The following is a 12,617-nucleotide window of genomic DNA, read 5'->3' on the forward strand; positions in this document are numbered from 1 at the left end:
GGGCTCACCGCGCCTTCCCGCGCCGACTCGCCCGGCAGGCCCTCGTCCCCGTCGACGCGGTGGCGGCGGCCCGAGTGCGGGTGGCCGCTGCTGGTCGCCGGGTCGTCGGCGTCCGCGTCGGGGTCCGGGTCGCCCAGGTCGGGGCTGCCCGGGTGGCGGTCGGCGTCGCCGCCCGGCGGCACCGGCATCCGGACGTGGCGGGTGCCCCCGGTGCCCTCGTCGGTGGTCATGGGGTCCTCCTGGTCGGTCATGCGGTTCTCCTCGTCGTCGGTCGATCCGGCAGGGCTCGATCCGGTCAGGGTTCAGGTCCGGGCAGGGCTCGATCCGGTCAGGCGGGTGGTCACCGGCCGCGCGGCAGCGGGCCGACGTCCGACCGGCGGCCGGGTCGGAGCGCGGCGTGCCGCTGCCCCGGTCCCGGCCCGCGGCGCGCGGCCAGCGCGTCGGCGACCAGGCCGGTGACGACGGCGTAGACCGACTTGTGCAGCAGGTCCACCGCCAGTTCGCGGCGCGGCCAGGTCTGCGGCGGCGCGCCGACGCCGGTGGCGTTCTCCAGGAGCTGGTCGTTGCTCAGCCGCACGGCGGCGAACAGCGCCGAGGCCACCGGACCGCGCATCCCCGCGTTCGCCATCAGCGACCGCACCACGCCGACCAGCGCGCCCTGCCCGAAGTGCATGGTCAGGTTGACCGCGCGCGACCGCCCGCCGGGCGGTTCGCGCAGCCCCAGCAGCCGTTCCAGGACCCGGGCGGGCACGTGCGAGTCGGGCCGCCCGGTGATCCGCTGCTCCAGCTTCTCACCGACCGTCATCACGGCCGTGCCGACCGCGCCCGCCACCAGCCCCTCCCGCACCGCGTGCTTGACCACGCCCACCGCTCCACCTCCGCCTGTCGTCGTCGTGGTGGTCTACCCCGCGCCGCGCCGACTAGTCGGGGTCGATCGGGCACACCGGCCGGGTCCACTCGGGACGGTGTTCCACCTGCCGCGTTTCGCCTGCCGCGTGGCGGGAATGTCGACAGTCCGGCCCGTCGAACCCCGGAGGCCGCCGTGGATGTGCCGCAGTCGCCGCCGACGCTGGGCGTCGAGGAGGAGTTCCTGCTGGTCGACGCCCGCACCGGGGAGCCGGCCCCGCTGGGCGCGGAGGTCGTGGCCGCGACCCGGCGGCGGTTCGGGGTGGACCTCGACGTGGAGCTGGCCCGCGCGCAGGTGGAGGCCAAGACGGCGGTGTGCCGCAGCCTGGCCGACGTGGGCAGGCAGCTGCGCGGGCTGCGTCTGGTGGCCGCCGAGGCGGCCCGGGACCTGGGGTGCCGGCTGCTGGCCACCGGTGTGCCGCCGGTGGGCGGTCCGGAGGTGCGTACCTCCGGCGGCGACCGCTACCGGCACCTCGTCGAGGACTACCGGCTGATGGCGCGCGAGCAGTCGATCTGCGGCTGCCACGTGCACGTCGCCGTCCCGGACCGGGAGACCGCCGTGCAGGTGTGCAACCACCTGCGGCCGTGGCTGCCGGTGCTCGGGACGGTCACCGCGAACTCGCCGTTCGCGGGCGGGCGCGACACCGGGTACGAGAGCTGGCGCACGGTCGTCTGGTCGCGCTGGCCCGCGGCCGGTCCGCCGCCCTACTTCGAGTCGGCGGAGCACTACGGGGCCACCTGCGACCTGCTGGTGGACTCGGGGGCCGCGTACGACCGGCGGATGGTCTACTGGGACGTCCGCCCGTCCGCGCACCTGCCGACGGTGGAGGTCCGGGTGGCCGACGTCGCCGCCACCGCCGACGAGGCGGTGCTGCTGGCCGGCCTGGTGCGGGGGCTCGTCACGGCGGCGCTGGCCGACGTCGCCCGCGGTCTCGCGGCCCCGCGCGTGCCGACCGAGCTGCTGCGCGTCGCCTCCTGGCGGGCCGCCCGGGACGGGGTCGCGGGCCTGTGCCTGGACGTGCCGTCCGAGCGCCTGGTCCCCGCGCGCCTGGTGCTGGACCGCCTCGTGCACCGCGTGCGCGACCACCTCGACGCCGACGACCTCGCCGTGGTGCGCGACGGGCTCGCCGAGCTGGACCGGCACGGCGGCGGCGCGGCCAGGCAGCGCAGCGCGCACGCCCGCGCGGGCCGGTTGTCCGACGTGCTGGACCAGGTGGCGGCCGACACGGTGGCGGGTGCGGAGACGTGGGCGGTGGCCGGTCAGGCGGGTTTGTCCAGCACCAGGGCCGAGTAGCGGCACGCGGCGGCGAACGGCACGTGCGCGCGCACGTGCCCGGTCACGCGCCGCCAGTCCTCGTCGGTCAGCTCGCGCAGCCCCGGCCAGCGCAGGCGGAGCGCCCGGCGACCGGCCGCGGTGGTGCCCAGGCGCAGCGCGGGGCCGACCAGGCGCAGCGGCAGGCCCAGGACGTGCGGCGTCCAGTCGTGCACCGCGCGGACGGTGAACCCGGCCTCCCGCGCCCGCACCCGGTAGCGCTCCAGCGGCTCGACCTCGGCGAACGACCAGGCGGTGCGGACCACGCGGTGCGGGTCGACCTCGGCGATCGTGCCGGGGTCCGGGCCGCGCCAGGTGAAGTCGACCAGCACCAGCCGCCCGCCCGGCCGCAGCACCCGGTGGGACTCGGCGAGGAACGCCCGCCGCCCCTCGGGGCCGAGGTGGAAGGCGGCCTCCAGGCAGTGGACGCGGTCGAACGAGGCGTCGGCCACCGGCAGGGCCGTCACGTCGGCCACCTCGAAGCGGGTGTTCCGGGCGTCGCCGAACCGCCGCCGCGCCTCCGCGACCTGTTCCGGTTGGACGTCCACGCCCAGCGCGTCGCAGCCCCGCCGCCCGAGCAGGGCGGTGGACAGGCCGCGCCCGCAGCACGCGTCGAGCACGCGGTGGCCGGGCCGGGCGTCCAGCAGGGACAGCGAGCGGCGCACCAGCCTGCGCTGGAACCACCCCAGCCCGCCGAGCAGCAGCGGCAGGGTCGGCGCGGTGTACCAGCCGACGTTGACCAGGTCGCCCCAGCCCACGTGCCGCAGGACGTGGAAGAGCGGGTTGTTGTCGTTGTAGGAGTCTGCGATGGGGCGGTCCTCGGGCACTGCGCACTTCCCTCCCGGTCACGGAACCTTAACGGCACCGGCGGGTTTCGGCAGGTCGGTGGCGGGTAGTCCGTGCCGGTCACCGTCGGAAGGGGCCGTTCGTGGAGCCAGGTCCGGTCCTGTACGCGGGAGCGGGGGTGGCGACGCTGGCGGCGGCGCTGCTGCCGAGGTTGTTGGCCCGCGCCCCGGTGTCGATGCCGATGGTGTTCCTCGCCGCGGGCGCGTTGGCGTTCGGCGTGATCGGGCCGCTGCCCGACCCCGACCCCGTCGCGCACGGCGCGGTCGCCACGCACCTCACCGAGCTGTGCGTGATCGTGTCGTTGATGGGCGCGGGCCTCGCGCTCAACCGGCCGGTGGGCCGGCGGCGGTGGGCGACGACGTGGCGGCTGCTGGGCATCACGATGCCGCTGTCGATGCTCGCGGTGGGCGTGCTGGGCTGGGCCGTGCTCGGGTTGGGCGTGGCGGCGTCGGTGCTGCTGGGCGCGGCGCTCGCGCCGACGGACCCGGTGCTGGCCGGCGAGGTCCAGGTCGGCGAACCCGCGGAGCACCCGGAGTCCGACGAGGACGAGGCGCGGTTCGCGCTGACCTCCGAGGCCGGGCTGAACGACGGCCTCGCGTTCCCGTTCACCTACGCGGCGGTGGCGATCAGCCTGGTCGGCGCCGCGCCCGGCGAGTGGCTGCCGCACTGGCTGGCGGTGGACGTGCTGTGGCGGCTGGCGGCGGGCGTGGGCATCGGCGCGCTCACCGGGTGGCTGCTGGGCAAGCTGTTCTTCGCCGCGCCGTCGGCGGACTTCCGGTTGGCCGAGCACGCCGAGGGGTTCGTGGCGCTGGCGGCGACGTTCCTGGCGTACGGGGTGACCGAGCTGGCCGAGGGCTACGGGTTCGTGGCGGTGTTCGTGTGCGCGTGCGCGATCCGGTCGGCCGAGCGCCGGTCGGACTACCACCACGTGCTGCACCAGTACGTCGAGCAGGTCGAGCGGATGCTGACCGTGGCGGTGGTGTTCCTGCTGGGCGGCGCGGTGGCGACCGGGCTGCTGGCGGGCACGACGTGGGCCGAGGTGCTGGTGGCGGCGGCGGCGTTGTTCGTGGTGCGCCCGGTGGCCGGGTTGCTCGGCCTGCTGGGCGGCGGCACGGGACCGCGCGAGCGGACCGTCATCGCGGTGTTCGGCGTGCGCGGGGTCGGTTCGCTGTTCTACATCGCCTACGCCGTGCAGGAGGGCGGGTTCGCCGAGGTGGACGCCCTGTGGCGGGTGGCGGCGCTGGTCGTGGTGGGGTCGGTCGTGGTGCACGGCGTGTCGGCGACGCCGGTGATGGCGACCCTGGACCGGGTCCGGGCGCGCACCGCGCGCAAGCGGCACGGCGATCCCGACAAGGCGCCCCGCACGCACGTGTGACGGGCCCAGCGGTCTTGTGACGGGTCCCGACCGGCCGCGCGACGGGGCGTTCCCGGCCGCCGCGCGACGGGTCTCAGCCGGCGCGACCGGTGGCCCGGAGCACGACCCGGACGGCCTCCTCGACCGACGTGGGCCGGACGACCAGGGCCGGTGTGACGACCGGACCCCACCCGGCCCCCGCGACGGCGACCACCGCGTCGAAGCGCTCGACCAGCTCGGCCAGCGGCACCCGGACCGCGACCTCCTCGTGGTGCGCCCAGACCACGACGGCGGCGGGCCGCAGCTTGTCCACCGCGTCCAGCAGCGCCACGGCGGGCACGCGCGCGCCGAGGTTGCGCCACGTCGAGCCCCGTTCGGACAGGGCCGCGCCCAGCGCCTCCAGCGGCAGCACGTGCTGCTCGTCGGGCCCGCACGCGAGCAGCGCCGCCAGCCTGTCCTGCCCGTCCGGGAACGGCACGCCGCGCAGGGCGTGCAGGATCGCGGCGCTGGCCAGGTGCTCGACCTCGACGCCCCGGCCGCGCACGGCGGCCCGGCGGCCCAGTTCGACCAGCACCGGCGTGAGGACGTGCTGCCAGGCGGCGACGACGCCGTGCTCGGCGATCAGGCCGACCGCCGCCTCCCGCATCAGCGGCTCGTCGAGCCGGTGGGCGGCGCGCAGGAAACCGCTCCGCGCGGACCGGGCCGACGCCGGGGCGATCCCGTCGCCCGCGTGCTCGACCGGTGGCGGGGGTTCGCTCGTCACGACCGCGGCCGCGGCGGCGGGCGCCAGGCCCCGGGCGATGTGCGCCACCACGCGGCGCAGGCGCTCGACGTCCTCGGGCGTGTAGCGGCGGTGGTTGCCGCCCGTGCGGGAGGACGGGCCGAGGCCGTAGCGGCGGTCCCAGGTGCGCAGCGTCGTCGGCGAGATGCCCAGCATCCGGGCCACCGCGCCCGGCGTCCACGCGGCGCCCGGCACCGCACCGCCCTGCCCCGCCATCAACCGCCCCGCCCTGCCATCACCCTCCGACCGAGGTACCCGCGCACGGGCGCGAACCGGACACCGGCACGACCCGCCCGGCGTCCTCAGTGGACGGGTCGGGGTCCGCGCGGGCCGGTCACGCCCGCTTGTGCCGGCCGGCGATGATGCCGCGCAGCTCGCTCTCGCCGAGACCGCCCCAGATGCCGTAGGTCTCCTCGACGGCCAGGGCGTGCTCGCGGCACTGCCGCATCACCGGGCACCGGTTGCACACCTCCTTGGCGCGCGCTTCGCGGGTCTCCCGCGCCTGGCCGCGCTCGTTCGGGGTGTGGAAGAACAGGGCGCTGTCCATGCCCCGGCACAGGCCCTTCAACTGCCAGTCCCAGGACTCGGAGACGGGTCGGGGTAGGCGCGACAACTCGGGCATGGCGACCACGTCCTTCCGGGGTTCATCGTGACGTGGTCCAGGCTAATTTCGATTCAAAATCGGTGCAACTCGACGCGCAGGGAACGTACTTCACCCGATCGGGTGGTTCCGCGTCGGTCAGCGGGCCACCGGGCGCAGGTGGTCGGCCAGTCGGGCGATGTCGGCCGGGCCCGTGCGGCAGCAGCCGCCGACCAGGCGGGCCCCGGCGTCGACCCACTCCCGCGCCAGGCCGGCCCCGGCGGCGGGGTCGCCGGTCCACGCCCGCGCCCGCGCGTCCCAGCGCTCCCCGCTGTTCGGGTAGGCCACGGCGGGCAGGCCGGCGGCGACCGCCCGGTCCACCGCGGCCGCCACGTCGCGCGGGTCGCAGCAGTTCACGCCCACCGCGACGACCTCGGGCACGCTCGCCGCGTCGGCGAACACGGCGTCCAGCGGCTGACCGGCGCAGGTGGACGTGCCGCGCGCGCTGCACGACAGCCACACCGGCACGCCCGACCCCGCCACGACCTCCAGGAGCGCCTCGACCTCCTGCCGGTCCGGGATCGTCTCCACGGCCAGCACGTCGGCCCCGGCGTCGACCAGCACCTCGACGCGCGGGCGGTGGAACGCGACCAGCTCGCGCGTGGTCAGCCCGTAGCGGCCCCGGTACTCCGAGCCGTCGGCGAGCACCGCGCCGTACGGGCCGACCGAGGCCGCGACCCACCGGGGCCCGTCGACCTCGGCCACCGCCTCGCGCGCCAGCCGCACGCTGCGCCGCAGCAGCCCGGCGGTCTCGGCCCGCCCCAGGCCGCGCCGGGCGAAGCCCTCGAAGGACACCTGGTAGCTCGCGGTGATGACGACCCGCGCGCCGGCGTCGAGGTAGGCGGCGTGCGCGGCGCGGACCGCGTCCGGGTCGCCGATGAGCAGCCCGGCGGTCCACAGCTCGTCGGACAGGTCGTGCCCGGCCGCCTCCAGGGCGGTCGACAGCCCGCCGTCGAGCACCACCACGCCGTCCGCCATCGCCTCGGTCAGCCGCACGGGCACCCCTTCCCCACCGGTGCGCCGCGGCGCCGTGCGGTCATCCTGGCAGTCAGAACTCGTCGTCCTCGGGCAGGGGCACCACCCGGTGCTGGTCGGCCACGTCGGCCGGGTCGGCCTCCAGATCGGTCGCGGTGGCCGGGTCGGGGCGCTCGGGGCGCCCCACGGACGCCTCCTCGTCGTCGGCGACCTCGGTCTCGGCGTACGGGTCGACCGGGCGTTCCTGGTCCACCACGTCGTTCCACGCCTGCTCCTGGCTCATGGTCACGATCCTCCGCAGCTGGGTCGGGCGTGCAGTCGCACGGCAAGGGGGTGGGAAGGGAAGGCCGCCTTCAAACCCGGCGGGCCCCACCGATGACCGGGTGTGCGGCACCCCACGACCCGGTGACCTGATCGGGGCGGGCGGTCCGGTACGGCTGTTTGCCGGGGGGTCGGCCGGGTAGTCGTCGGGCATGAGCCACGAACTCCCCATCCCGGACTACGACCAGCTGTCCCTGGGCGACCTGCGGCACCGCGTGCGCTCGCTCTCGCGCGACGAACTGGCCGACGTGCTGGAGCACGAACGCGCGCACGCCGACCGGACGCCCGTGACGGAGGTGCTCACCGCGCGGTTGGCCGAGCTGGACGACGGCGCGCAACCGTCCGGCGGCGACCAGCGCAACGCCCCCGGCGCCTCGTCCACGCCGCGCACGCAGCCCGTGTCGCCCGCCCACTCCCCCGACGACAACACGCCGCTGCGCCACGGGGTCGCCGGGCAGACGCCGTCGCGGGGACGTCCCTGACCGGGTTTCACCGGCCCGATCGGGGCAACTCCTCGGCCATGTCGCTCTCAGCCACCTTCCGCCGGACGCAGACCGAGTACGCCGCGGGCCAGGACCGGCCGCTCAAGGGCTACCTGGCCGCGATGGGCACCTTCGCCGGCGCCGTCGGGCTCGCCACCGCGGTGGGCCGCCGCCTGGGCGTGCGCCTGCCCGCGGGGTACTCGCTCGGTGACGTGGCGCTGGTGTCGGTGGCGACCTACAAGGCCAGCCGGCTCGCCACCAAGGCCGCGGTGACCAGCGCGCTGCGCGCCCCGTTCACCCGTTTCGAGGAACCCGCGGGCAACGCCGAGGTGACCGAGTCCGTGCGCGGGGACGGCGTCCGCCACGCGGTGGGCGAACTGGTGACGTGCCCGTTCTGCTCGGGCGTCTGGATCGCCGGCGTGCTGGTCGGCGGCCTGGTGTTCGCGCCCAGGGCGACCCGGTTGGCGGCCACCGCGCTGACCGCGATCGCGGGGGCGGACGTGCTGCACCTGGCCGTGCACCGCCTGGACGCCCAGGAGCACTGAGCAGGACCGCTGAACACCCCCGTGACGCGACAGGGCCGCGGTGGCGCACTGCCCACCGCGGCCCGCCGAACGCCTGCGCGCGCTAGAAGAGCACGATGAGCACGACGACCAGCAGGACCACGACCGCGGCGACGGCGATGACCACGACGGGAAGCCCGGCGGGCTTGCGGTAGTGGCGGCGGACGGTCGTGGTGCGGAACCAGCTGTTCGGGGCACGTCGGCGGTGCCGTTCGACCCAGGGCATGTCAGCTCCCGTTCTCTGCTGTCCGTGCGCGCTGCGTGCGCTGTTGCCGGGGACATACCCAATCGGGGCTACCGTCACACATCCGGGTGAAAACGCGACATAGTCCTCTGTGGACAGCCGTGCCCCGCCGGGCGCTCCCCCGGCACGGCTACTCGATCGAGAACACCACGGCCGCCAGCCAGGTCAGCAGGAACAGCATCACCCAGAACGTCGGGCGCGCGAGGGGCGCGGGGCGGCTCGGGGCGTCGTAGAGCCAGCGGAAGCGCTTGAACAGGCGGTAGAGCACCGCGCACGCGCCCAGCACCCCGGCCAGCACCAGCGGGTAGCCGTAGGTCCAGCGCAGCTCGGGCATCCGGTCGAAGTTCATGCCGTACGCCCCGAACACCATCGTCGGCACGGCGATGATCGCGGCCCACGCGGAGATCTTGCGCATGTCGTTGTTCTGCCGCAGCGACACCTTCGCCAGGGTCGCGTCGACCAGCGTGGTCAGCAGCTCCTCGAACCCGGTGACCCGCTCGGCGACGCGCGCGTGGTGGTCCTCGACGTCGCGGAAGTAGGAGCGCTCCGACTCGGGCACGAACGGCGCGCACGTCCCGTCGCTGAGCGCCCGCAGGGGTCCGACCAGCGGCATGACGGCGCGCCGCAGCTCCAGCAGCTCCCGCTTGACCAGGTAGACCTGCTCGACGCCGAGCGCGTCGCGGGGCGCGAACACGAGGGTCTCCAGCAGGTCCAGGTCGCCCTGGAACGCCTCGACGACCTCCAGGTAGCCGTCCACGACCCGGTCCGCGACGGCGTGCAGGACGGCCGCCGGGCCGACCAGGCGCTCCGGTTCCCGCTCCAGCTGCTCGCGCACGTCGTGCAGGCCGGAGTGGCGGCCGTGGCGGACGGTGACGACGTAGTCCCGGCCGAGGAAGACCATGATCTCGCCGGACTCGACGATCTCGTTGGCCGTGCTCGGCGACTCGTGCTCGACGTACCGGACCGTCTTGAGGACCACGAACAGGTGCTCGGGGTAGCGCTCCAGCTTGGGGCGCTGGTGGGCGTGCACGGCGTCCTCGACGGCCAGCTCGTGCAGGCCGAGGGCGTCGGCCACGTCGCGGATGTCGTCGTCACCGGGTTCGAACAGCCCGATCCAGGCGAACCCGCCGGCCCGGGCGCGGACCTCGGCGACGGCGGCGGCGGGGGTCGGGTGCCCGGGCTGCCGGGCACCGTCGACGTAGACCCCGCAGGCCACCACGGGGTTGCGCGGCGGTGCGGTCATGCGCCCGATCTTGCCGCACCGGGCGGACGGGCCGCGGGCCAGGCCCGCAGCGCCACGGCGGCGGTGCGGCGAAGCTCGTCGGCGGCCTCACCGCCGGCGGCCCGCACGGCGATGCCGTCGGTGAGCGTGACGAGGAACCGGGCGAGGTCGGCGGGGTCCTCGTCGGCGGGCAGGTCCCCCTCCCGGCGCGCGGCCTCCAACCGGACGCGCAGGGCGAGTTCGGCGGCCGAGCGGTGGCGTTCGGCGAGCGCCCGGGCGGCGTCGTCGTGGGCCTGCGCGCACTTCACGGACAGGCAGCCGCGCGGCGTCCCCTCCCCCGCCGTCAGCGCGATCGCCGCCTCCACCAGGCTCGTGGCCACGGCGTGCGCGGTCGGTTCGGCGACCGCGCGCCCGGTCGCGGCGCCCGGTCCGTCGACGTACCGCTGGAGCACCCGGGCCAGGAGCAGCTCCTTCGAGCCGAACGCGGCGTACAGGCTGGGCTTGGCGATGCCCAGGGCGGCGGTCAGGTCGGCGACCGACGTGCCGTCGTAGCCGTTGCGCCAGAACAGCTCCAGCGCCCGGTCCAGGGCGGTGTCGAGGTCGAACCCGCGCGGGCGTCCACCGGGCACCGTCGACCACCTCCTCGTCGTCGGCTAGATTCTATACCAGTCGGTACACAACCAGGGGGGAACCATGAGGGTCGGGATCGTGGGCGCGAGCCCGGACGGCGGGTGGGCGGCCGGGTCGCACGTGCCCGCCGTGGGCGCGGCCGGGCTGCGGCTGACCGCCGTGGCGACGTCGAGGCCGGAGAGCGCGGCGCGGGCCGGTGCGGCGTTCGGCGTGGAGCACGCGTTCTCCGACGCGCGGGCGCTGGCCGAGCACCCGGAGGTCGACCTGGTCGTCGTCTCGGTGCGGGTGGACCGGCACGCCGAGGTGGTGCGGACCGCGCTGGCGGCGGGCAAGCACGTGCTGTCGGAGTGGCCGCTGGGGGTGGACGTCGACGAGGCCGCCGACCTGACCCGGGCCGCCGAGGACGCGGGGGTCGTGCACGCGGTGACCCTCCAGGGCTACCACGCGCCGTGGGCGGTCCACCTGGCCGACCTGCTCGCCGAGGGCCGCGTCGGGCGCGTCGAGTCGGTGCACGTCGTCGCGCCCGGCGATCCGTTCGGCGGGCCCGAGACCTGGCCGGACCTGGTGTGGAGCACCGACCCGGCGGCCGGCGGCACCCTGCTCACCATCATGGGCGGTCACACCCTGGGCACGCTCGACCGCCTGGTCGGCTCCCCCACCGAGGTGTCCGCTCTCGTGGTGAACCGGCACCCCGAGGTCGAGGTGCGCGGCACCGGCGAGCGGGTCGCCAACTCCTCCCCCGGCCAGGTCGCGCTGATCGGCCGCCTCGGCGGCGGCGCGGTCCTGTCGATCAGCCTGCCGGGCGGCTTCCTGCCGGGCCCCGACCGGTTCTCCGCCAGGGTCGTCGGCACCGCGGGCACCCTGGCGGTCGTCGGCGTCGACCAGGGCGCGTACGCCCACTGGACGGCGTGGGACGTCACGCTGCGCACCGCCGACGGCGATACCCGCCTCGCCCTGCCCGACCACCTGGGCGCGTCGGGGCGCGTCGAGCACATCGCCGCGCTCTACCGCGAGGTGGCCGCCGCGGTCGCCGAGGGCCGCCCGGCCACGCCGAGCTTCCACGACGCCCTGCGCCACCACCGGGTGCTCGACGCCGTGCAGCGCTCGTCGGACACCGGGACGCGCGTGGTGGTCGACCGGTAGCGGGCGGTCACCCCGACTCGGCCCTCCGGGCGGTTCGGCGCCGCAGCGCCCGCAGGCCGCGGTCGAGCTGGGCGAGCACCGCGGCCGGCGTGGTCAGGTCCAGGGGCAGCCCGGCGACCCACGCGCGGGCCTCGGCGGCGCGGGCCGGGTCCACCGCCACGACCGCCCGGTAGAACCCGGCGAAGGTCGGCGTGGGGTTGGTGGGGCCGGCGACGAAGGCGTGCAGCTCCACGCCCGGCGGGGGCGGCGGCAGGTCGACGTCGTTGCGGACGGGCAGCTCGACCGCGACCCGCCGGACCTCCGGTTCGGGCAGCGGACGGCCCAGGACCGCGTCCACGTGGGTGGCGTGCGGGTCCGTGCCGGTGCTGAGCCAGCTCATGTTCGACAGGCCGCCGAATCGGGCGTTCAGCTCGAACACGACCAGCCCGCCGTCGTCGGCCACGGCGAGGTCCAGCTGCCAGGGGCCGTGCGGGCGGTACGCCTTGACGACGTCGGCGACGAGACCGGCGAGCGCGTCGGCCGCGGCGGGCGGCAGGGTGGCCGGTTCCACCCGGACCCGGCCGCCCGGCGCGCAGGCGCTGTCCAGGGTGCCCAGGGACGCGACCGGCCACGTCGTCGTGCCGCCCGGCGTGGTGAGCAGCTCGACCGCGAACTCCTCACCGGTCACGGCTCGCTGCACGAGCACCGGGTAGACCAGTTCGGCGGACAACCGCCGCAGGTGGTCGCGGTCGGTGACGAAGTACCTGCCCGCGTACGACTCGCTGCGCGCCTCCTTCACCACGGCCGGCAGCGCGACCGGCGCGGCGAGGAGCTCGGCCGGCGTGCCGCACACCGCGCCGTGCGGCACGGGCCAGCCGCGCTCCACCGCGGTGCGGTGGAAGGCGACCTTGTCGGTGGCCAGGTCGGCGAACGCGGGCGGGTGCACCGGGAGGCGCGGGCCGCCGAGCCGCGCGTAGACCGGCAGGTGCTGCTCCTGGCCCGGCGACCGGACGTTCGGCACGGCCAGGTCGGGCGCCCAGTGGCGCAGCAGGTCGGCCACGGCCTCGTCGGTCGGCTCGACGGGTAGGTGGCCGACGGGCACGTCGTCGCCGAACCACGGGCCGAGGTCCGGTCCACCCAGGACCACGACCTCCGCACCGGCGGCGCGCAACGGCGCCACCAACCTCTCCGCGCGGTACTCGCCCAGCAGCACGACCTT

The 12,617-nt window shown here is 76.2% G+C and carries 16 protein-coding genes; 5 read left to right on the forward strand and 11 right to left on the reverse strand.

Annotated elements, in window-relative coordinates:
* Both ACR807_RS38010 and ACR807_RS38015 read right to left on the reverse strand, forming a co-directional pair.
* The coding region (locus ACR807_RS38010; protein ID WP_438926365.1) for a hypothetical protein at positions 1–251 on the reverse strand (251 nt) is incomplete at its 3' end.
* A gap of 89 nt (positions 252–340) precedes the next feature.
* Positions 341–805: a hypothetical protein gene (locus ACR807_RS38015; protein ID WP_438926379.1), complete on the reverse strand. Its 465-nt coding sequence runs from the start codon at positions 803–805 to the stop codon at positions 341–343.
* Between the two features lie 237 nt (positions 806–1,042).
* On the opposite strand from ACR807_RS38015, the gene ACR807_RS38020 reads away from it, so the two are divergent.
* Complete coding sequence (locus tag ACR807_RS38020; protein WP_438926366.1) at positions 1,043–2,200, forward strand: carboxylate-amine ligase; 1,158 nt, start codon at positions 1,043–1,045, stop codon at positions 2,198–2,200.
* Here ACR807_RS38020 and ACR807_RS38025 read toward each other — a convergent pair.
* On the reverse strand, positions 2,167–3,045 hold the full coding sequence (locus ACR807_RS38025; protein ID WP_438926367.1) for a class I SAM-dependent methyltransferase: 879 nt from the start codon (positions 3,043–3,045) through the stop codon (positions 2,167–2,169). The two genes, ACR807_RS38020 and ACR807_RS38025, sit on opposite strands and share 34 nt — an antisense overlap.
* Before the next feature lie 101 nt (positions 3,046–3,146).
* Between ACR807_RS38025 and ACR807_RS38030 the strand changes: the two genes are divergently transcribed.
* The gene (locus ACR807_RS38030; protein ID WP_438926368.1) at positions 3,147–4,439 is read left to right on the forward strand and encodes a cation:proton antiporter; all 1,293 of its coding nucleotides are present in this window, start codon (positions 3,147–3,149) and stop codon (positions 4,437–4,439) included.
* A gap of 73 nt (positions 4,440–4,512) precedes the next feature.
* On the opposite strand, the gene ACR807_RS38035 is transcribed toward ACR807_RS38030, so the two are convergent.
* The 4 genes from ACR807_RS38035 to ACR807_RS38050 form a co-directional block, all read right to left on the reverse strand.
* A complete protein-coding gene (locus ACR807_RS38035) occupies positions 4,513–5,415 on the reverse strand; it encodes a MerR family transcriptional regulator (protein WP_438926369.1) in 903 nt (300 codons plus the stop codon).
* Between the two features lie 118 nt (positions 5,416–5,533).
* The gene (locus ACR807_RS38040; RefSeq protein WP_438926370.1) at positions 5,534–5,821 is read right to left on the reverse strand and encodes a WhiB family transcriptional regulator; all 288 of its coding nucleotides are present in this window, start codon (positions 5,819–5,821) and stop codon (positions 5,534–5,536) included.
* A gap of 117 nt (positions 5,822–5,938) precedes the next feature.
* Positions 5,939–6,817 (reverse strand): homocysteine S-methyltransferase, encoded by an 879-nt coding sequence (mmuM, locus tag ACR807_RS38045; protein ID WP_438926380.1) that lies wholly within the window; start codon positions 6,815–6,817, stop codon positions 5,939–5,941.
* A 70-nt stretch (positions 6,818–6,887) separates the two neighbouring features.
* Positions 6,888–7,097 (reverse strand): hypothetical protein, encoded by a 210-nt coding sequence (locus tag ACR807_RS38050; protein ID WP_438926371.1) that lies wholly within the window; start codon positions 7,095–7,097, stop codon positions 6,888–6,890.
* Between the two features lie 190 nt (positions 7,098–7,287).
* Here ACR807_RS38050 and ACR807_RS38055 point away from each other — a divergent pair, with 190 nt between their 5' ends.
* Together ACR807_RS38055 and ACR807_RS38060 are read left to right on the forward strand one after the other, a co-directional pair.
* Positions 7,288–7,617, forward strand: a complete 330-nt coding sequence (locus ACR807_RS38055) for a DUF8129 domain-containing protein (RefSeq protein ID WP_438926372.1) — start codon at positions 7,288–7,290, stop codon at positions 7,615–7,617.
* 38 nt (positions 7,618–7,655) lie between these two features.
* Complete coding sequence (locus tag ACR807_RS38060; RefSeq protein ID WP_438926373.1) at positions 7,656–8,162, forward strand: DUF1360 domain-containing protein; 507 nt, start codon at positions 7,656–7,658, stop codon at positions 8,160–8,162.
* Between the two features lie 82 nt (positions 8,163–8,244).
* Here ACR807_RS38060 and ACR807_RS38065 read toward each other — a convergent pair whose 3' ends face one another.
* The 3 genes from ACR807_RS38065 to ACR807_RS38075 form a co-directional block, all read right to left on the reverse strand.
* Positions 8,245–8,406: a hypothetical protein gene (locus tag ACR807_RS38065; protein ID WP_438926374.1), complete on the reverse strand. Its 162-nt coding sequence runs from the start codon at positions 8,404–8,406 to the stop codon at positions 8,245–8,247.
* Positions 8,407–8,554: 148 nt separating this feature from the next.
* Positions 8,555–9,667 (reverse strand): magnesium and cobalt transport protein CorA, encoded by a 1,113-nt coding sequence (locus ACR807_RS38070; protein WP_438926375.1) that lies wholly within the window; start codon positions 9,665–9,667, stop codon positions 8,555–8,557.
* Positions 9,664–10,275: a TetR/AcrR family transcriptional regulator gene (locus ACR807_RS38075; RefSeq protein ID WP_438926376.1), complete on the reverse strand. Its 612-nt coding sequence runs from the start codon at positions 10,273–10,275 to the stop codon at positions 9,664–9,666. The genes ACR807_RS38070 and ACR807_RS38075 overlap by 4 nt, the downstream gene beginning before the upstream one ends.
* 64 nt (positions 10,276–10,339) lie before the next feature.
* Here ACR807_RS38075 and ACR807_RS38080 point away from each other — a divergent pair, with 64 nt between their 5' ends.
* Positions 10,340–11,419: a Gfo/Idh/MocA family protein gene (locus ACR807_RS38080; protein ID WP_438926377.1), complete on the forward strand. Its 1,080-nt coding sequence runs from the start codon at positions 10,340–10,342 to the stop codon at positions 11,417–11,419.
* A 7-nt stretch (positions 11,420–11,426) separates the two neighbouring features.
* On the opposite strand, the gene ACR807_RS38085 is transcribed toward ACR807_RS38080, so the two are convergent.
* Positions 11,427–12,617: ATP-grasp domain-containing protein (locus ACR807_RS38085; RefSeq protein ID WP_438926378.1), on the reverse strand; the 1,191-nt coding region annotated here is incomplete at its 5' end.

The sequence above is a fragment of the Saccharothrix sabaoui genome, assembly GCF_051756985.1.
GTDB lineage: Bacteria > Actinomycetota > Actinomycetes > Mycobacteriales > Pseudonocardiaceae > Actinosynnema.